Source organism: Winogradskyella sp. ECml5-4, assembly GCF_036903175.1.
In the GTDB taxonomy this organism is placed as follows: domain Bacteria; phylum Bacteroidota; class Bacteroidia; order Flavobacteriales; family Flavobacteriaceae; genus Winogradskyella; species Winogradskyella damuponensis.
Genome location: NZ_JAYJLF010000011.1, coordinates 107,134 through 127,068, shown reverse-complemented (window position 1 = coordinate 127,068; position 19,935 = coordinate 107,134). Strand labels below are relative to the sequence as shown.

The following is a 19,935-nucleotide window of genomic DNA, read 5'->3' as shown; positions in this document are numbered from 1 at the left end:
AAAAATACGCTAAATATCATATATCCCTCTAAATTCCTAAATCAAAAATCCCTTAAAAAGCAATCAAATATGTATCTTTGCAACTCTAAAATAAAAAGAAAGTGATTAAGCTTCACGATTTATACTTCAAACCTTTTATATCTGAACAAGAAATAGATACCGCTGTCCAAAAAATGGTAGATGGTATTGCTGAGGATTTAGGCGACGAAGTACCTGTGTTTATTGGGATTTTAAATGGCTCGTTTATGTTAGTAAGCGATTTTGTAAAAAAATACCCAAAGCCATGTGAAGTTACTTTTATTAAACTGGCCTCTTATGAAGGTGTGAAGTCTACAGAAGATATTCAACGCTTAATTGGATTAACCCAAGATTTAACAGGGCGTACAGTTGTTATTTTAGAAGACATTATAGATTCAGGAAACACTTTGGAAGAAGTGCATCGTATTTTTGAAAACGAAAATGTAAAGCAATTGATTATTGCAACGCTGTTTTACAAACCCGAAGCCTATAATAAAGACTTTAAACTTCATTACGTCGGTATGGAAATTCCTAATAAGTTCATCGTTGGTTATGGACTTGATTATAATGGATTAGGAAGAGATTTGCCAGATGTATATCAATTAAAAACAACACAACATATGACAAACATAGTACTATTTGGCCCTCCGGGAGCAGGTAAAGGAACACAAGCTAATTTTCTAAAAGAGAAATACGATTTAATACACATCTCTACAGGTGACGTTTTTAGATTTAATATCAAAAACGAAACCGCTTTAGGAATGTTAGCTAAGTCTTTTATGGATAAAGGAGAATTAGTGCCAGATCAGGTTACTATTGATATGTTGAATAAAGAGGTGGAGAAAAATGCAGGTGCTAATGGTTTTATATTTGATGGTTTTCCAAGAACCAATGCACAAGCAAAAGCCTTAGATGCGTTAATGGAAGATAAAGATTCTCAAATTGACGCTATGGTGGCTCTAGAGGTTGATGATGAGGTTTTAGTAGAGCGTTTACTTAAACGTGGAGAAACGAGTGGAAGAACTGATGATGCAGATGAGAGTATCATAAGAAACCGAATAAAACAATACTATACTAAAACGGCTGTTTTAAAAGATTACTACACTGATCAAAATAAATATTTTGGTGTTGATGGTGTTGGTAGTGTTGAAGATATTACAGTGCGTTTAAGTACTGTAATAGATAAATTATAAATTACCATTCCTACTAAAATAGGAATCTAACTAAAAAGATTCCCACTTTGGTGGGAAATGAATATGACTGAAGGAAATTTTGTTGACTACGTAAAAATGCATGTTACTTCCGGAAATGGAGGTAAGGGCTCGTCGCATTTACATCGCGAAAAATATATTGCTAAAGGTGGACCAGATGGCGGTGATGGCGGTAGAGGAGGTCACGTGATTTTAAGAGGAAACTCTAACCTTTGGACACTTATTCACTTGAAATTTAAGAGGCACTTTAGAGCTGGTCATGGAGCACATGGTAGTTCTGGTAGAAGTACAGGTGCAGATGGAGAAGATGTCTATGTTGAAGTGCCTTTAGGAACGGTTGTACGTGATTCTGAAACAGATGAGATTCTATTTGAAATTACCGAAGATGGGGAAGAAAGAATAGTCGTTGAAGGAGGTATGGGAGGTCGTGGTAACTGGCATTTTAAAAGTTCAGTAAACCAAACTCCACGCTATGCACAACCCGGAATTCCACTTGAAGAAAAAGATATTACTTTAGAGCTTAAAGTTTTAGCAGATGTTGGGTTGGTAGGTTTTCCTAATGCAGGGAAATCAACCTTATTATCTGTATTAACTTCTGCAAAACCTAAAATTGCCGATTACGAGTTTACAACCTTAAAACCAAATTTAGGTATTGTAGAATATCGCGATTTTAAATCTTTTGTAATGGCAGATATTCCTGGTATTATAGAAGGTGCAGCAGAAGGAAAAGGTTTAGGATACTACTTTTTAAGACATATTGAACGAAATTCAATTCTATTGTTTTTAATTCCTGCAGATGCCAAAGATATAGTAGAACAATACGAAATTTTAGAAGACGAATTAAGACGTTATAATCCTGAAATGCTAGACAAAGAACGTCTCGTTGTAATCTCAAAATCTGATATGCTAGATGATGAGTTGAAATCTGAAATATCGACCATTCTAGATAAAGACTTAAAAGCAGAATATATGTTTATCTCTTCTTTAGCACACCAAGGATTAACAGAGTTAAAAGATAAACTTTGGAAGTTGTTGAATGATTAATGTTTAAGCATTAAGATGAAAAACTACCTTAAAAATTTAGTAGAGCTCAATGATACTAAAAAGAGTAAACGCTTTGCTTATTTTATTCAGTTTTTAATTATATTTTCGGTAGTTACTTTTTCAATTGAAACCTTGCCCGATTTAAAACCACAAACTAAAGTGGTTTTAAATGCTATTGAAGCATTTTGTGTTATTGTTTTTACTTTTGAGTATTTAGCACGTATTTATGTTGCAGATAATAAGCTGAGATTTATTTTCAGTTTTTTCGGAATTATTGATTTTCTAGCAATCTTACCATTTTATTTGTCTTTTGGAATTGACTTAAGATCGTTGCGTCTATTGAGGATGTTCCGCTTGTTTAGATTATTCAAATTAGTTCGTTATAATAAAGCAATGCGTCATTTTGCTAATGCCATGAAGTTAGCTAAAGAGCAAATAATCCTCTTTATGATTATCACTATAATGCTCATTTATTTTGCCGCAGTTGGAATTTATTATTTTGAAAACGAAGCCCAACCAGAACATTTTTCCTCTGTGTTTTCAAGTCTTTGGTGGTCTATTGTTACCTTAACAACAGTTGGTTATGGTGATGTATATCCAATTACTGTTGGTGGTCGCATTTTTACCTTTTTTATACTGTTAATTGGTTTGGGAGTTGTAGCGATTCCAACAGGTATTATCTCGTCTTCTCTAACCAAAGCAGTAGAACCAAACGAGGAGAAGAAATAGATGCCTTAAAACATTAATACAAACCTTTTTGACTTATTCGATATGAAAACATTTTTAAACCTTATAGCACTAGTCTTTTTTACAGCTAGTTTTGGACAATGTCCTGAAGGAGATGTTGTATTATTTGGACAATCTGCTGTAGATAATTTCGAAGTTCAATACCCAAATTGTCAGGCTATTGAAGGATTTCTTATTATTCAAGGAAATGATATTGTAGATCTCTCTCCATTGTCTCAGATAAATGCCGTAGGAAGTCTTCTTATTAATGATACTTCTCTTAGTAATATGCAAGGCTTAGACGCTATTACAATTACGGGTTTGAGCGAACAAGATGCTTTTATCGTTATAGATAACAACCCAATGTTTCAGGACATATTATTTTTAAATAATTACACAGTTAATGTTCCTGTGGTGTTTTTAGTTAGAGATATGTCTGCTTTAACATCTTTGGAAGGAGCCGGGAATATAACTGAGTTTATCACATTATATTTAGAAAACAACGATCTGTTATCTGACTTGAATGGTTTAAATGAGAATCTAAATATTATTGGAGGATTAGTTCAAGACCCTGTTTTATACATCAGAGAACACGCAAGTCTATCTGATATTTCTAGATTGAACACAGCGCAATTGAATAATTCATTGACGGCAGAGATTCTTAATAATACCCAACTTGCGGTTTGTGAGAATGATTTGGTGTGTAGTTTAATTGAGAATAATGCTATTTTAATTGAGAATAATGCTTTGGGTTGCAATTCAAATGCTGAAGTTGAAATAGCGTGTGAAAGCTTATCTCTAGGTGAATTTGAAGAGGAATTATTTAAAATTTATCCCAATCCCGTATCTGGAATTCTGTTTGTTGATGGTCTCAATAATGAGAATTTTGAAAGCTTAAAAATATATTCAAGTACTGGCGAAAAAATTTTAGAAACAAACACGCATAAATTAGATTTAACAGCTTTTCAATCGGGAGTTTATTTTATTAAAATTACGACTAAGCAAGGGAGTTTAACAAAACTTGTGATAAAAGCGTAATGCGTTTTTAGTATCTTTAAACTAAAAAGATGAAAAAGTTAACGTTTCTATTTATATTATTTTTTATCACCTCATGTGGTACAATAGTCAACTACGATTACGAAAAGTCAACAGAATTTAGTAATTACAAGAGTTATAATTATTTTGATGACATGAAAACGGGTTTAAGCGAATTAGATACGAAACGCTTAATCAGAGCTATGGATAAAAAGCTCAAAACAATGGGGTTATTAAAATCAGATTACCCTGATTTTTATATCGATATACAAAGTCAAGATATCCAAAGCCGAAACCAAAGTAATGTTGGTATTGGTGTTGGAGGAGGTGGCGGACACGTTGGAGGTGGAGTTGCTATAGGAATTCCTGTAGGAATGAATAAGCAAACGCGAGAAATTGTTATTGAATTTGTTGATGATTCTAAAACAGGAATGTTTTGGCAAGCTGTGAGTGAAAGTAGTTATAATCCTAATGCAACACCAGAGAAACGCGAGGCACAGTTTGAGGCTTTAGTGGAAAAAATTTTTGCAAGCTATCCTCCTAAGTTAGAAAAGTAATTTTATCATTTTCATAACAGTTTTAACTTCAACGTTGTTTCAGTGTTTTGTAATTTTGGTGTCAACTGAAATTCAAAAGAAATGGAAGCATTAAAAGGAAAAGTAGCACTTATTACAGGTGGTACAAAAGGTATAGGTTATGGTGTTGCAGAAGCATTATTAAATAAAGGAGTAAAAGTAGTTATAACGAGTAGGCATCAGAATTCAGCTGAAAGTGCAGCTCAAGAATTGGCAGCAAAAACAAATAAATTAGATGCTATAATAGGAGTTGAAGCCGATGTAAGACGACTAGATAGTCAGGAAGCAGCCGTACAACAAGCAGTGTCAAAATTTGGCAAGTTAGATATTGTTATAGCTAATGCTGGTTTGGGGCATTTTGCAAGTATTGAGGATTTAACAACAGAACAGTGGAATGACACCATTGATACAAATCTTACTGGAGTGTTTAATTCTATTAAGGCTAGTGTTCAGGAACTCAAAAAATCAAAAGGTTATTATATTACCATTTCAAGTTTAGCTGGCGCTAACTTCTTTGCTAGTGGTTCTGCATACAATGCGAGTAAATTTGGTGTAACAGGATTTACACAGGCAGTGATGCTAGATTTAAGACAATACGGAATTAAAGTAAGTACAATCATGCCTGGTTCTGTATCGACGCATTTTAATGGTAATGTGCCAAACGATGAACAAGCTTGGAAAATTCAAAGTGAAGATATTGGTGAATTGGTCATTGATTTATTAAAAATGAATCCAAGAACTCTACCAAGTAAAATAGAAGTAAGGCCTACCACGCCTCCAAGTAAAGGATAAGTAAAATATAAAAAAAAAAGAGGTTTTAATTAGAAACCTCTTTTTTTAAATTTAGAATATTAACTGTTAGTTTACTGAAATTCTAACGCCTTCACTATGACTACTAAACTCTGGTGCGTACATACTCTGAATAGTGCTAATACCATTACTCATATTACCTGCATTACTCACTCGTAAATCATATTCAAAGACATAAACCCCCTTTGGTAAATAGTCCATAAAGAAATTGGTGGCCGCATCTTTGGTGCTTTCATAATACCCCAAACCATCTTGCCATTTGTACTGCGATAATACATTTACAGGTTCTAAACCAGCAGCGCGCATGTCTTTAAGATGTACAAATTCCATAGTGCGATCGGTTCTTAATTCAATTCTAACTCTAATTAAATCCCCTACTTTTAATTGACTTGCTGAGGTGATTTCGGTGATTTCTTCACCTTTATCGGTATTCGATTTTAAGAACAACTTTTTACTTAACTTTAAAGGAGTTTCAGCTGAAGTTATTTTGTCTAAATCTTCAAAATATTGCCAATATAAAGCTCCCCAAGCAATGCCTTCACCTTTTTTAGTAATGGTAACATCGGCTTGTTCTGGTTTAATTTCAGAACCATTCCAAGAGGTTTTATAATACCCTGTGCCAGCTTCTACTTTTACGTTTTCTAATGTTGAAGGTGAAATAGTTTCATTACCAACTTTAACGTCTACTTGTTCTGTAACGCTAAGCCAATCACTTCCTTGTAATAATAATGCATAAACGGCTTCGGTTGTTGCTTTAGTCGTTTTCCAACTGTTGGTCTGCTTGTTTTTAAGTAACCATATTTTTAGATTGTCTACAACCTCGAGATTCTTTGCTTCGCTTTGTATACTTGTACCAATTTCCGAAAACACTTCCACCATTAAGGCTTGTGTTTCAACTGGTGCTTGGTACCAGTGCCATGAGTTGGTGTTGGTTTTCCAATACATGCCTAATTCCTCTGAAGTAATACTGTTTTCTTTTAACGACTTTATAATTTTACCAGCAATTTTCTCGTCATCCATTCTGTGCATGGTTAAAGCCATTAAGCCTTTCGCGTATAATGAACGCGATAACCAATATTTCTGAATCTGTCCTTGGTAATAATCCATAATATTTTGAACCTCTTTAGAAGGAGTTATTTCAGGATAAAAACTTCGCGTGTATAAATAATGCAATTGGGTATGCGACAAATGATCCTTGCTTAAATCAGCATCCTTGTTGTACTTTCTGATGTTTTTATATTCTTGAATAAATTCTGCATCTAAATATCGTAAAGCATTTTGAATCATAGATTCTTCGCTGTTATTCTGTGCGACATTTAGTTTCTTAAGATGCCCAAAACCAGCAATAATATGTTGGGTAATAAATCGATTATCACGACCACCATTAAACCAAGGCCAAGCACCAGAACTGTGTTGGTTGTTCTTTAGTTTTCTCATGGCAGATTGCAATTCGTTATTCATTTTATTTAGGTCGAATAATAAGGCAATGCGTTTCTTCTGTTCGGTTTCAGATTGTGCATCACGTAACCAAGGGGTTTCATCAATCAATAATGATTTCAATTCTTGGTTCTTTTCTAAATTTGAAAGTAATGCGTCAGTCGATTTCCATTGGTTAAAAACAGCTTCAATTCTTGGATTCGATTGTACAATGTGTTGTGCTAATGCATTGGCATAATAACGCGAGAATGTCTGCTCATTACACTCATAAGGATATTCCATTAAATAAGGTAGGGCTTGCACAGCATACCACGCTGGATTCGATGTCATTTCTAAAGTTAATTTATGATGACTCAGTGTTGTTGAGGTAGTATTCTTCAGTTTATCTAAAGTGAATGTTTTTGTTTGATTAGAACGTATCCACATTGGTAGCGTTTCCGTAACTAGTATTCTGTTAGATAAAACAGGTAAGGCATTTTGCTCACCATCACTAAAATCGCCAGCTTTAGCAATAATTTTATATTGTACTGCTTGTATACCTTCCGGAATCTCTAAATTCCAAGAAACTTGCATATTGCCTTTGGCATCAACTACAAAAGGAGAGGTGTTACTAGAATTTGAAAGTTCTGCATCAATGGATTTCCCGGTCACAGCATCAGTTAATATCAATTGAGCCATTCCAGATAATTCATTGTCGGTAAGATTTGCAATTTTAGTACTAATTGTAATTTGATCTCCTTCTCTTAAAAAACGTGGTGCGTTTGGTATCACCATTAATTCTTTCTGCGTCACTGTTTCTAATTTTGTTACGGCACTTTCTAGAGTTTTAGTGTGTGCCAATAATTGTAACTTCCATTTGGTTAAGGCTTCTGGTGCTGTAAAATTGAAGCTCACATTTCCTTCCTTGTCGGTTTGTAATTGTGGAAAGAAGAACGCGGTTTCGTTTAGGTTTTTTCTTATTTGGATGTTTTCTTCTGGTAATCCATGTATTTCCATATGTGTTGCTCCTAGTATCGAAGTAGAGTCAGGAACCATCTTTGTTTTGTTGCTAGTGAATTGATATTCTGGATCAGCTTTTGTTCCATAACCAACAGCCACGACTTCTTCAAGTTCAGCAGAATCAGAAACCATTGCCACGGCTTCTGGCGAAGAAAGTCTTTTACTTCTACTTAAGTACCTGTGATTATTCCCAAAATAAAACCCAAACCAATTTAATGCATCGCGTCTTTGGTTTGGATAATAGCTAGAACGATTAAAATTATTGAATAATTTAAAATTAGTATTACCAAAACTTTGTCTAGAATTTTTGTTTATTCTTCCATAATAAGTAGGATTGCTTATGGGATTAAAACTCCAATGGTGCCCTTTAAATTCGTCTAAAGAGGCATCATACATACTGGTTAATAATTCTGCAGATACTTTATCTCCTTTTGGTCCTTTAATTTTAAAACTCCAAGTTTCATCTTGTCCTGGTTGTAATTTATCTCTAAAAGTGGTGGTTTCAATGTCTAAAGCAGTACTCGGGTAAGGTACATTGATATTAAAACTTTGAGATTTATATTCGTTAAAAGCGGCAAATGACGTGTGTACTGTAAAGCCGCCTAAATCACCTTCTGTTACAGGAATGCTAATTGTTTTTTTAGAATTGTTGAGTTGGACTAACTGTGTCATTATAATTGTGTTGTCCTTTTCAATTTCTACGGTAACTGTGATGTTCTCAGCGGCAGAACCTAAGGTTAATTTTGCCATCGAATTAATTTCGTAAGTGTCTTTATCTAACTGTGCTTCATAGATTTGGTTATCTGCTATGGTCTTGTCTTTATCACTAAATAACGATGTAAAGACTTGGTCTTTTATGGGTTGTCCGAATTTATCTTGGCTTTCTGCGACAATAATATATTGGCCGGATTCCCATTTACTTAACCTTTTTAAGATGATGTTTTTTTCTTTTTCGGTATCAAATTCGGTGCTAAAAACTTCGTCGCCTTTTGCCCAATTGGTTAATTGCTCTTCATTATTATAAGGTTCGTTAGGGAATAGTGTTTTAAATTCAGCTTCAGAAAGTGTTTGGTAATCTGGGGCTTGCCAAGGTCTTGTTCTTAAAACACGATTTGGCGCCTTTAGTTTATATATTTTTAATTGTCCTTTTGCTGGTGCAAATTGTCCGTTAAGATTTTGAGACGTTAAAGTGAATTCAACGTCTTTTTGAGCTTTATCAATATTCTGTGGAGCAACTATATTGAGTGTCATGGCATGGTAACCAACATTAACAATGGTAGATGTAGAACGAGTTTCGCCATTAATATCTGTTACATCTGCTGTGATTTCATAATTAAAAACAGGAAGATTGTCTTTAGAAACACTTTCATCAGGAAGTGCTTTAAATGTAATTTCAAATTCTCCTTTAGCATTTGTTTTGGTCTCTCCAAAAGTGATTTCTTGAGCTTCCGCATTAAAATAGGGACGTCTCCAATAATACCAACTCGGAAATCTTACATTTCGTTTTACACGATATGCTACTTTAGCATCTGTAATATTACTACCTGCAAAAGCGATTGCCGTTCCGTTTACCGTAATGCTATCGTTTACTTTGTAAGTTTCTGTAATGGGTTGAAATTCTGGTTTGAACTTCGGTCGTTTGTATTCTTCAACAGAAATGTATGTGTAGCCGTAACTATGTGAAAACATATCAATGCTAAAATTACCAGTTAAGCCATCATTAGGTAAAACAAACTCACCATGTACTGAACCAAAAGCATTGGTTTTTAATAAAAGTTCGCTTATAACTTCACCATTCACATTTTTCAATCTTAATTTTGAAACCTCATGAGCTGATACTTCCGTTTTTCCGTCTTTAGATTTGATTGCGATACCTTTAAAATAAACGGTTTGGCCTGGTCTGTATATACTTCTGTCTGTGAATAAAAAGTTGCGGTATTGTGTGTCGTTATTTTTGTTTTGGTCGTATTTTCTATTAATATAGAAGTCTCCAAAGTAACCCGTCTCATCCTTAGTTTTAACCTTAATTTGAACATCTCTATAGTAGTTGGTGTTCTTTTTAAATTCGAACTTACCAAAACGGTCTGTTGTAAAGTACTTTGTTGAACGCCTATTATTTCTGTTGTTTGCATACGATAATTCAACTTCTGCATAGGCTGAAGGCTTACCATTTTGTCTATGGATAACTTGATACAAATGCGTGTCGTTTTCTGAGCTTTCAACCAATGCTAAATTTGTAGCTTGAATATGGGCTGTTGCAAAAACGTCATGTTCAGAATTTGTATTTGTTTTAATTAAGTATAGACCATTTTCTAGATGTGGTAATACAATTTCTGTGCTGTGACTTTGATAATCTCCTTCGGTTTTTAATGCTCTTGAAAATGTTTCAACAGGATTCAGTTTGTTGAAAAAATCACGCTTCTCTTTCGCTCTGTAAATTTGATTATAACGTTCTAATTGGTTTTGTGAAATTTTATATATTTTAAAATCTAAAGCGTCTAAATTCTTATAGGTCACTAAGATTTTTGAAGGAGAGTTATTACTAATAAATTCTTCAGTCTGTAATTGTAAATTAGCTTGTTGAATTTGCTCAATTAAAACCTTGCATTTTAGAGCACCAACACTATTTGGGAATTTAGAAATTGCCAAATTACAAAGTTGTAGTGCTTCTTTTAGTTTCCAGCGGTTTTTGGTGTTGTCTTCACTGTCTTTAATAGTGTTATTGTAAGAGTTGCCTTGTGTATAATATACTGTAGTAATTTCAAAATCATATAAAGTCGATAATTCAGAAGATGCTAATGCGTTTGATTTAGACCTTAAAGTTTCCAGAAGTAAATGGTCTACATTAGAAAATACAGCATGTTGTTTTACAAAATTTAGTCGTTCAATGTCTATTTCTACAAAAGCTTTAGTCGCTTTATTCTTTTTATGAAACTTTATTAAATTTTGATAGATTTTTAAGGCATTGCGTTGAAGTGATAATGTGTCTTTAGATGATAAATCTATAGTGATAAAACGCTCACTATCTGAAATAAATGCTTTGTTATCAATACTAAATTTGTATGCAGGCTGTGTAATACTATTTTCGTCTGTTTTATAAAAGTTTAGTGCATTATGACTTAGTAAATCGTATAATGTTGGACGATAATCTTTAGAGTTGTCTTGTTCAATTAAAAGTGTAGAATAATTAGTTAATAATTCTTGTTGAAGTAGTGTGTCCTTGCTAAGTGAACGTTGAAAATAGGTGTGAATTTCACTAAATAAAGTTTGTAAATCCCATGTTCTAAAATCATCACTCACTTTTTGAGACGTTTTGGTACGATTATAAAATTGGTAGCGATTTTGCTGAAAATATTGCCAATACATGGTTGCTAGCATATTTTCCAATAGGGGCTTAGTTACATTACTTTTTGAAGACTCAATTTCAGATTTAAAACGATTTACGATGTTGAGTTGTGCATCTTCTTCAAGGATGAGCATATATTTACTAATATGCAATAATGCTTTGATACGTTGTTGAGTGTTTTTGGTTTTAATCGCTTTTTGATAGATGGTTTCAACCAGATCAGAAGCACTTTTGGTAAGGCCTTCGCTTTCGAGCTTATCCACTTCTTTCCATTGATTTTCAAATTCATTTTGAGCATTAGAAAAAGAAGCAAAGCAAATGAGCATGAGTATAGAGATATAGTTTTTCATAGTGTTTTCCGTAAATGTGGTAATCTTTAGTTTAACTGTGATCATTTTCTACAAAATACCTTCAAAAGGTATTCCAAAAAAAGGTCTAATGAGTAAAAGTCTTATTTAGATGAGTGAAGTTAACAATTTGTTGAGGAAACCGAGCGTTATTAAATTGTATTTTTGTCTAAAGATTTAATAATTATATGATTAGATATTTGTTTGTTTTAATGCTGTCGTCGTTCTGTTATTCACAAACTTCAATAGCGAATGCGGAAGCGTTTATAGCTAAAAAGCAATTTGTAAAGGCTCAAAATGAAATGACTGCATTTTTAGAGTCAAATCCAAACGACTTAAAAGGAATCGAACTTTTAGGTGATGCTTATGGCCATCAGAAAAAATGGGATAAGGCTATTGCGCAATATCAAATTTTAAAGCAAAAACGACCAAATAATGCTAATTATCACTATAAGTATGGAGGTGCTTTGGGAATGAAAGCCTTGAGTATAAGTAAAATTAAAGCGCTTGGCATTATTGGAGATGTTAAACAATCATTTTTAAAAGCAGCTCAACTGGATCCCCAACATATTGACACACGTTGGGCTTTGGTAGAATTGTATGTTTCGCTTCCTGGTATTGTTGGAGGAAGTTTTTCTAAAGCTTTAATGTATGCAGAACAATTAGAGGAATTATCTAAAGTTGATGGTTATTTAGCTAAAGGCTATGTTTATGAATATGATGACGAACCAGAGCTTGCCGAAAAATATTATAGATTAGCTATAAAAGTGGGTGGTTCTGTAACGTGTTATGAAAAGTTAACTGAATTTTACGAAGGACAAGAACAGCCAGAAAAAGCTATAGGTAATTTAGAAGAAGCTAAAGATAAACACCAGCGTAACGCAATGCACTATCAAATTGGTAAGGTGTGCGCAGATTATAATATTCAATTAGAGAAAGGTGAAAAATGCCTTAAAACGTATTTGTCTAACCATTCGGCAAAAGATGGTGTGCCTAAAGAATGGGCTTATTATCGCTTAGCACAAATCTATAAACACAAGAATAATAAAACTGAAGCTTTAGTTTGGATAAATAAAGCGATTTCAGGCTTACCTGATATTGATGTGTTTAAGGAATTTAAGGAGACGATTTAATTTATACCTTCTTCTCAATACATTTATTTGTTTTTTTTTACTTTGAATTAAGAAACATTCGTACTGACGTATAGATTATGTTTCGTATTTCGTTTTTGTGTCAGTGCAAGTGATTTTTGTGGAACGAGAAAATCGTATCGAGAACCTTGTTTGATAAATTCTCATTTCAAAAAACTTATAGTATTTTTACGGTATACATTTAAGGATACTATGAACGTACATTTTATCGCTATTGGTGGTGCAGCAATGCACAATTTGGCCTTAGCACTTCACAATAAAGGTTATAAAGTTACAGGAAGCGACGATACCATTTTCGAGCCTTCAAAATCGAGATTAGAAGCTAAAGGCTTATTGCCAGATGCTTTTGGTTGGTATCCTGAAAAAATCACTTCAGATTTAGAGGCGATAGTTTTAGGAATGCATGCGAAAGCAGATAATCCGGAGCTATTAAAGGCTCAGGAACTCGGTTTAAAAATCTATAGTTATCCAGAATTTTTATACGAACAAGCCAAAAATAAAACACGTGTGGTTATTGGCGGAAGTCATGGAAAAACAACCATTACTTCTATGATTTTGCACGTGATGCATTATCATAATAGAGATGTGGATTATATGGTTGGTGCACAGCTTGAAGGTTTTGATGTGATGGTAAAACTCACAGAGCACAATGATTTTATGGTGTTAGAAGGTGATGAGTATTTAAGTTCGCCTATAGATATGCGACCAAAATTTCATTTGTACAAACCAAATATTGCGTTGTTGAGTGGTATTGCTTGGGATCATATTAATGTGTTTCCTACGTATGAAAACTACGTGGAGCAGTTTAGCATCTTTGTAGATTCTATTGTGACAGGTGGAAGTATTAATTATAACGAAGAAGATCCTGAAGTCAAACGTGTAGTGGAAGCTTCAGAAAATCAGATTCGAAAAATAGCTTACAAAACTCCAGAATACACGGTTGAAGATGGAGAAACATTATTAGAAACTCCAGAGGGTCCAATGCCAATTGAAGTTTTTGGAGCGCATAACTTAAATAATTTAGCTGGTGCCAAATGGATTTGCCAACATATGGGCATCGATGAAGATGATTTCTACGAAGCCATTTCTACGTTCAAAGGAGCAAGCAAACGTTTAGAGAAAATTGCAGAATCTAAGACAAGCGTAGCTTATAAAGATTTTGCACACTCTCCAAGTAAAGTAGAAGCCACAACCAAAGCGGTAAAAGAACAATACAGCGATCGTACTTTAGTGGCGTGTTTAGAATTGCATACCTATAGTAGCCTTAATGCCGAATTCCTAAAAGAATATAAAGGAGCTTTAGATGCTGCAGATGTTGCTGTTGTGTTCTATTCTCCACATGCTGTAGAAATTAAGAAACTAGAAGAAGTTACAGAAACACAAATTGCAAATGCTTTTGAGCGCGATGATTTAATCATTTATACTAATCCAGAAGACTTTAAAAACTTCTTGTTCTCTCAAAAATTTGATAATAAGAGTTTGTTATTAATGAGTTCGGGTAATTATGGTGGTTTGGATTTTGATGAGGTGAAAGCACTTTTTTAAAGCGCTATTATCTATTTAGTAATTAGATCTCTTCTTGTTCAAAAATAGTATTTCTTTGCGTATTTGTCTTATAGATGTTCTTAGGACTAATGTCTCTGTTTGCCTTTGGACAATAGTTTTTACTATTTGGGTTTAGAATATAGTCGAGCTGATAATCAATCATTTTTTCAAAAGGAATAAGGAAGTCCTTTGTTTCGCATTGTTCTACGTTACCTTCTTTAAGTAAATTTAAAACCGTATAAACGGACTCAATAGTACTCAAACAAAGCGATTCTGGTTGCTGCTTAATAATAAATTTTGATTTTATTTTATTATCAAAACTCACTCTCTTTAGTTTTTGCAAGTTCTTACTTAATTTAAGCATTTTGCGAGCGCAAGGCCATGTACCATCAAGAATGAAGATGTGTGGAGTGCCACCCATAAAAGAATTTATTTCAGAACTTTTTCTTATGGATAAGTTGAAATTATCTTTTCCTGGATAAAGTAAGAAAGCACTTTTTTCATTAGAGAGTATGTCATTCACACGTTTATTATTGGTAAAATCTATACCAACTATAATTTCCGAATTTTCAAGTTGAAGATTAGTCATATATCCCGTGCCGTTTTTTTCTTTTTTGTACTCCTTTGGGTGCATAAGAATAATAAAGCGCGTCTTAGTCTGAAATGGACTAATATGTTTACAAATACATGTGCTTGAAGGTCTCATGCATTTGTAACATGTAATTCTGTGGGTTTTTATATCTACTTGCAAGTCAAATATCTTTTTGTTTCTCTAATTGGTTATTGTATATAAATATACAGAGACTTTTATTTTCCAATTATCGAACGCTTTGAATACGTTTATATACTATTATTCATTCTCAATCTTATCAATCATCTGCTTAAATAGATCTAACAAGAAAATAAGTTTGCTAGCATCACCTGCTGCGAAGAATTTTGAATTTTCAACTTTTACACCATACCAATCTTGTCTATTGATTTCGTTAAGAATCCATTTGATTTCTAAATTGGCTATAGATGTTTTAGAGATATCAATTTCAACTTCCCAACCTGGTGTGTCTAATGTGGTAATCTGAATCACTTCACCTTTTTCCCAGTCTCCATCACAATTACTTTTGAACCAATCTTGTATCCACTCTAAAATTTCCATTTCAATTCTCTTATTATATGTTTTGTCATTAAGAAGCGTAACCAAATATGCTGTATGCTCTCCATAAATCACAAAGAAACATGCTTATGAAAAATGCTAAAACTTATAGCATACGACAACGCAGCGTGCAATATAATCTTTATCTTCTTATGTAGCATTGTCTTGTATAGAAGTTGAACGCATTAAAAATAAGGAATAGTGTTTGTTGTAATAATCCGATGAAAATAATAACATCATACAAGCCTGTTATAAAACACACCAATGATTTAATTATCTATTACCATTTCTGTGTAGATTTATAATAAGATGTTAAAGACGTAACCTGAAAGTATTATACAAAGCGTAACAACACCAAAAAAGATGGCAATCAATTTTAAGGACATTACTTTTTTTAGCAAGGTGGCTTCAGGAATAGATAAACCTACGGTTGCCATCATAAAAGCGATAGCTGTACCCAAAGGCACTCCTTTAGCAACAAAAACTTGAATCACAGGCACAATACCTGCTGCGTTGGCATACATTGGTACGGCAACTAATACGGCAATAGGAACGGTCCACCATTCGCCACCTCCTAAATACGCACTAAAAAAGTTTTCTGGAACATAGCCATGCATGGCTGCACCAATAGCAATACCAATAATCACATACAGTAGAACGCTTTTTACAATATCCCAAGCTCCGTTTGTAATTTCAGGTAAGCGTTGGTAAAACGTTTTGTGTTCTTCTTCAAATTGGGCTTGTTGCATTTTATTTTTGAGAATCTGTTTTACCCAATCGGATAGTAAGGGTTCAAGATTAAATTTACCAAGAAGCCAACCTCCAATCGTACCTAATAAAATACCTGAAGCGACATAAATTAATGTGGCTTTTACACCAAACATACCTATAAACATGGCTACCGCAACCTCATTTACTAATGGTGAGGTGATTAAAAACGAAAAAGTGACACCTAAGGGAATGCCGCCTTGTACAAAACCAATAAATAATGGTACCGAAGAGCAGGAACAAAACGGTGTTATGGCTCCAAAAACGGAAGAGAAAAAGTATTCTAAACCGTAAAGCTTTTTTTTGTTCAGATAATCTTTAAGGCGTTCAATGGGGAAATAAGCATTTACAATGCCCATGATAAAAACGATAACGAAAAGCAGAATCAGAATTTTAAGCGTATCGTACACAAAGAAATTGAGTGCCACTCCTAAATGGGTTTCGGCACCAATGCCTAAGACAGAATAGATGAACCAATCGGCAAAATGTTGTAACCAATTAAACATTTTTTATGGTTTTAATGGTACCAGAAATAGAACAGGATAATTTGATAGTATTGTAAATAGTTCCAAACTTTTCAATATTCTTTTTTAATAATTCCACATTCAATTTATCGTCCTTGGTGTAAATGGTTAAATCATAATTGATGTTTTCCATTCGTGGCGGATTTTCGAGACGTGTAGCACTAACATTAAGCGTTGTTTTGGTGTAGCTAAATTTCATCATAGTAGAAAAACGTTCCACATTTTTAAGCATACAAGCTGCAAATGAACCTAAGAATAATTCGGCAGGATTGGGTAAAACTTCAGCGGTTTTAACCGTTGTGCCAAAATCTATATCTGATGCTTTGATATGAATAATAGCATCTTCATTAGATAAGGAAGAGGCTTTGATTTGATAATTCATAACCGTTCATTTTAATTTAAAAGTTTCAATACTTCGTCTTTTGAAGGGACTCTGCCTTTTATGGTAACAACATCATCGATGACTAAAGCTGGAGTTGTCATAATGTTGAATTTCATAATTTCCATGATGTCCTCAACTTTGTCAATAGTAGCATCAATGTTGTGTTCTTTAACGACGTCTTTAACCACATTGGTCATTGATTTACATTTTGGGCATCCAGTTCCTAATATTTTAATTACTTTACTCATAATACAGTTATTTGTTTATCGCCAATAGACGATAGGTTTTGAAAAAAAATATCAATCAAAAAAAATCTTGAAACAATGCTTTTGCAATTTTCCAGTTATCGTGATTAATACAGTACTTTATTTTAGGTGATTTTAATTCGCCTTGAATTAAACCCGCATTTTTCAATTCTTTTAAATGTTGAGATACTGTAGATTGTGCCAACGGAAAGACATCTACTAAATCTCCTGTGAAACAACACGATTGATTTTTGAGATGTTTCAATATGGCAATCCGTGTTGGATGTCCTAATGCTTTAGCAAATTTGGCTAAGGCTTCGGTGTTTTTCTGGTACTCTATGGTTTCTAAACTTCTTTTCATAGCTCTTATCGTAAATTTACGATGGGTTTTTGGGTTAAAATGTGACATTTGTCACATTAGCTTAAATGTTAGATATATTATAAGGGAAAGTATCTTTTGAGTACTGCTGTCATTCAGAATAGAGCGAAGCATTTCAATTACCCAAGATGTTAATCGTAGATACAGCTTCTTCGGTTATGCTTCCCTCAGAATAACAACTAGTGAATAATTTAGTCTTAAAAAAAAATGTACCGAGAACCTTTAGTCAATCTAATAGTTCTCGATACATTCATGTATTCTTTGTTGCACTTCGAATCAATAAACACTCGAAATGATGTGCTAGGACAGGTTCAGTGATTCTTAAATCTTAGAAACAAATTCTAAAAACACTGCTTTATGCTTTTCCAAATCTAAATCTGGAGATAAGGACACACGTGCAATATAATCTTTGTCACCTTCTTTGGTAGTACCTTGTGTTGAGGTTGCAGGAATGGTCCAATAACAGCCTTTTAACTGTCCGTAACTCACGCAATACTTGCTTTCGTTAGGGATTTCGGTAATCATTAAATTGATTAATCTGTGATTTAAAGCACGTTTATAAGTTTCTTTTTCTTCAGGAGTATTTCCTTTGGTTGGAAGGTCTAATGAAAACACCGAAGGAGTAAACCCTTGTGCTGCCAATTCTTCTGAAACAAAATTGATTTTCGCTTCTGGTAAGGTGTCATGAATAAAATTCACAAACTCACGTGTATTTTTATAAGCCTCCGCAATACGCTGATTCATAGATGGTAATTGCTTAGCCAATATCTCGTATTGAAGCGCAGTCGCCTCATTATCGCAAAGCGTGAGATGTAATGCAATTTTATCCATTAAAGCATCTACTTTAGCATTTCCTACAATATAACCCGCTGTACATTTTCCACCACTCGGGAATTTAGAACCACTCGCATAAGAAATCGTACGTACTGAAGATAATATTTCACCTTCACCTAAAAAGTGCACATTCGGACAAAAGGTTTGATCTAATATAAACACAGGATCTATCGCGATGTCTCCAGAAGCCGTTTTACGTTCTTTGCTTAAAGCTTCTTTTAATTTTTGTAAATCCGGAACTTCAACACGTGGGTTGGTTGGGATTTCTGCAATGATATAAGGAATGGCATCGTCGTGGGCAATTTTGTCTAAAACAGTATGGATACTTTGCACCATATCATTATCACCATCTACTGGTAAATCAACCACTTCCACATGATCTAAACAGGCCGCAACACGTCTGGCTTGGTCATTGGTGCCTCCATAACAATTTGGTGGTACCACAAATTTAATCGCTTTGCCTTTATGGTGTTCTAAGGAATAGTCTACCAAGCCCATCATAATGGCATACTGCACCGACAATCCGCTAGAACCGACTAAAGGCTGAGACGTTGTCCCATTAATCTCCTTAATGGAGTTTAAAACACTTGCTTTATTTGCTTCAAAGTCACTGTCTTCATTGGTAATCGGAGTCTGTTCGGTTAACGCTTTTAAAGCCACTAGACAATTGGCAGGAGTCATGGCAATTGTTTCGCGACGTCTCACATGCTGAATGTCTGAAATATAATGGTCGTTGTGACTGCCATTAACGATGAGTACACTTCCAAGATGTGCGTGAAGATTGATATAAAAATCAATATTTACATTGTCCTCAAGATGTGAAATATCCTCTTGTTGCGAGATAAAAACAGTACTGCCTTTAAACTCTAAAATAGCATCTGCGCTATCCACTTTTATGACATCGAAATTATAACCATAAACCTGCTTGATGCTATCTGCATCGAAAAATTCTGGAAGTTCGCCTGTATATACTATTTGGGTCTTTTTGTCTTCTAATAAGTTAGTTCTCAAAATAGACAACACAGGAACCGTTTGTGACGAAAAACTAATCACCTGTTCTGGTTGTAGTCCGTGTAAGTTGGCGATGGCCCATTCTAGAATACAAGATAAGGGATGCCCTAAACGAATATAATCGTAAGCGGTTGGTAATTCACGTAATGCCGATGGTTCCGTGTTATTAGCATTAAATAACAACTCAAACTCATCTAAAAACTGTGTTTTAGCTAATTTCTCGTTGTAAATATCTAAACGATGCGTGGTTAGACCTAACCAGTCTGAAGGCCTATTTTTTAATACGTCTTTTATGTAATTTAGGGTTTTATTGTCTTGCATAATTCTCGATTTTCAATATGCAAAAATATGGATTAATTAGACGTATGAGGAAGGTTTAACAAGACGTTTTGATATGAGGT

16 protein-coding genes are annotated in these 19,935 nt (G+C 34.0%); 8 read left to right on the top strand and 8 right to left on the bottom strand.

Annotated elements, in window-relative coordinates:
* Positions 1–101 precede the first annotated feature (101 nt).
* From VDP25_RS13185 to VDP25_RS13160, 6 genes are all read left to right on the top strand, one after another.
* Entirely contained in the window at positions 102–1,211 is a 1,110-nt protein-coding gene (locus tag VDP25_RS13185; RefSeq protein ID WP_334470520.1) for an adenylate kinase, read from the top strand.
* Positions 1,212–1,274: 63 nt separating this feature from the next.
* Complete coding sequence (gene obgE, locus VDP25_RS13180) at positions 1,275–2,273, top strand: GTPase ObgE (RefSeq protein ID WP_334470519.1); 999 nt, start codon at positions 1,275–1,277, stop codon at positions 2,271–2,273.
* 15 nt (positions 2,274–2,288) lie between these two features.
* Positions 2,289–3,002, top strand: a complete 714-nt coding sequence (locus tag VDP25_RS13175) for an ion transporter (protein ID WP_334470517.1) — start codon at positions 2,289–2,291, stop codon at positions 3,000–3,002.
* 42 nt (positions 3,003–3,044) lie between these two features.
* The gene (locus VDP25_RS13170) at positions 3,045–4,037 is read left to right on the top strand and encodes a T9SS type A sorting domain-containing protein (protein ID WP_334470515.1); all 993 of its coding nucleotides are present in this window, start codon (positions 3,045–3,047) and stop codon (positions 4,035–4,037) included.
* Between the two features lie 29 nt (positions 4,038–4,066).
* Positions 4,067–4,591, top strand: coding sequence for a DUF4136 domain-containing protein (locus VDP25_RS13165; RefSeq protein ID WP_334470513.1), 525 nt, complete (start codon positions 4,067–4,069; stop codon positions 4,589–4,591).
* 81 nt (positions 4,592–4,672) lie between these two features.
* Entirely contained in the window at positions 4,673–5,401 is a 729-nt protein-coding gene (locus VDP25_RS13160; RefSeq protein ID WP_334470511.1) for an SDR family oxidoreductase, read from the top strand.
* A gap of 66 nt (positions 5,402–5,467) precedes the next feature.
* Here the strand turns inward: VDP25_RS13160 and VDP25_RS13155 are convergent, their stop codons facing one another.
* The gene (locus tag VDP25_RS13155) at positions 5,468–11,551 is read right to left on the bottom strand and encodes an alpha-2-macroglobulin family protein (RefSeq protein ID WP_334470508.1); all 6,084 of its coding nucleotides are present in this window, start codon (positions 11,549–11,551) and stop codon (positions 5,468–5,470) included.
* A 185-nt stretch (positions 11,552–11,736) separates the two neighbouring features.
* Between VDP25_RS13155 and VDP25_RS13150 the strand changes: the two genes are divergently transcribed.
* The gene (locus tag VDP25_RS13150; RefSeq protein ID WP_334470506.1) at positions 11,737–12,681 is read left to right on the top strand and encodes a tetratricopeptide repeat protein; all 945 of its coding nucleotides are present in this window, start codon (positions 11,737–11,739) and stop codon (positions 12,679–12,681) included.
* Positions 12,682–12,891: 210 nt separating this feature from the next.
* Positions 12,892–14,244, top strand: a complete 1,353-nt coding sequence (locus tag VDP25_RS13145; RefSeq protein WP_334470504.1) for a UDP-N-acetylmuramate--L-alanine ligase — start codon at positions 12,892–12,894, stop codon at positions 14,242–14,244.
* A 22-nt stretch (positions 14,245–14,266) separates the two neighbouring features.
* Here VDP25_RS13145 and VDP25_RS13140 read toward each other — a convergent pair whose 3' ends face one another.
* The 7 genes from VDP25_RS13140 to VDP25_RS13110 form a co-directional block, all read right to left on the bottom strand.
* A complete protein-coding gene (locus VDP25_RS13140; RefSeq protein ID WP_334470502.1) occupies positions 14,267–14,995 on the bottom strand; it encodes a tRNA-uridine aminocarboxypropyltransferase in 729 nt (242 codons plus the stop codon).
* Positions 14,996–15,094: 99 nt separating this feature from the next.
* Complete coding sequence (locus VDP25_RS13135) at positions 15,095–15,466, bottom strand: immunity 53 family protein (protein ID WP_334470500.1); 372 nt, start codon at positions 15,464–15,466, stop codon at positions 15,095–15,097.
* A gap of 224 nt (positions 15,467–15,690) precedes the next feature.
* Complete coding sequence (locus VDP25_RS13130) at positions 15,691–16,665, bottom strand: permease (RefSeq protein ID WP_334470498.1); 975 nt, start codon at positions 16,663–16,665, stop codon at positions 15,691–15,693.
* On the bottom strand, positions 16,658–17,065 hold the full coding sequence (locus VDP25_RS13125) for an OsmC family protein (RefSeq protein ID WP_334470496.1): 408 nt from the start codon (positions 17,063–17,065) through the stop codon (positions 16,658–16,660). The genes VDP25_RS13130 and VDP25_RS13125 overlap by 8 nt, the downstream gene beginning before the upstream one ends.
* 11 nt (positions 17,066–17,076) lie before the next feature.
* Positions 17,077–17,313: a thioredoxin family protein gene (locus VDP25_RS13120; protein ID WP_115818578.1), complete on the bottom strand. Its 237-nt coding sequence runs from the start codon at positions 17,311–17,313 to the stop codon at positions 17,077–17,079.
* 55 nt (positions 17,314–17,368) lie between these two features.
* Entirely contained in the window at positions 17,369–17,671 is a 303-nt protein-coding gene (locus VDP25_RS13115; RefSeq protein ID WP_115818577.1) for an ArsR/SmtB family transcription factor, read from the bottom strand.
* Between the two features lie 339 nt (positions 17,672–18,010).
* Positions 18,011–19,855, bottom strand: coding sequence for a cystathionine beta-synthase (locus VDP25_RS13110; protein WP_334470494.1), 1,845 nt, complete (start codon positions 19,853–19,855; stop codon positions 18,011–18,013).
* Positions 19,856–19,935: the final 80 nt, after the last annotated feature.

What these genes read in the sequence shown, in the direction of transcription:
- VDP25_RS13170 (WP_334470515.1), top strand. Translation starts at nt 3,045, where the DNA reads ATGAAAACATTTTTAAACCTTATAGCACTAGTCTTTTTTACAGCTAGT.
- VDP25_RS13160 (WP_334470511.1), top strand. Translation starts at nt 4,673, where the DNA reads ATGGAAGCATTAAAAGGAAAAGTAGCACTTATTACAGGTGGTACAAAA.
- VDP25_RS13115 (WP_115818577.1), bottom strand. Translation starts at nt 17,671, where the DNA reads ATGAAAAGAAGTTTAGAAACCATAGAGTACCAGAAAAACACCGAAGCC.
- VDP25_RS13175 (WP_334470517.1), top strand. Translation starts at nt 2,289, where the DNA reads ATGAAAAACTACCTTAAAAATTTAGTAGAGCTCAATGATACTAAAAAG.
- VDP25_RS13110 (WP_334470494.1), bottom strand. Translation starts at nt 19,855, where the DNA reads ATGCAAGACAATAAAACCCTAAATTACATAAAAGACGTATTAAAAAAT.
- obgE (WP_334470519.1), top strand. Translation starts at nt 1,275, where the DNA reads ATGACTGAAGGAAATTTTGTTGACTACGTAAAAATGCATGTTACTTCC.
- VDP25_RS13165 (WP_334470513.1), top strand. Translation starts at nt 4,067, where the DNA reads ATGAAAAAGTTAACGTTTCTATTTATATTATTTTTTATCACCTCATGT.
- VDP25_RS13120 (WP_115818578.1), bottom strand. Translation starts at nt 17,313, where the DNA reads ATGAGTAAAGTAATTAAAATATTAGGAACTGGATGCCCAAAATGTAAA.
- VDP25_RS13130 (WP_334470498.1), bottom strand. Translation starts at nt 16,665, where the DNA reads ATGTTTAATTGGTTACAACATTTTGCCGATTGGTTCATCTATTCTGTC.
- VDP25_RS13155 (WP_334470508.1), bottom strand. Translation starts at nt 11,551, where the DNA reads ATGAAAAACTATATCTCTATACTCATGCTCATTTGCTTTGCTTCTTTT.
- VDP25_RS13125 (WP_334470496.1), bottom strand. Translation starts at nt 17,065, where the DNA reads ATGAATTATCAAATCAAAGCCTCTTCCTTATCTAATGAAGATGCTATT.
- VDP25_RS13150 (WP_334470506.1), top strand. Translation starts at nt 11,737, where the DNA reads ATGATTAGATATTTGTTTGTTTTAATGCTGTCGTCGTTCTGTTATTCA.
- VDP25_RS13145 (WP_334470504.1), top strand. Translation starts at nt 12,892, where the DNA reads ATGAACGTACATTTTATCGCTATTGGTGGTGCAGCAATGCACAATTTG.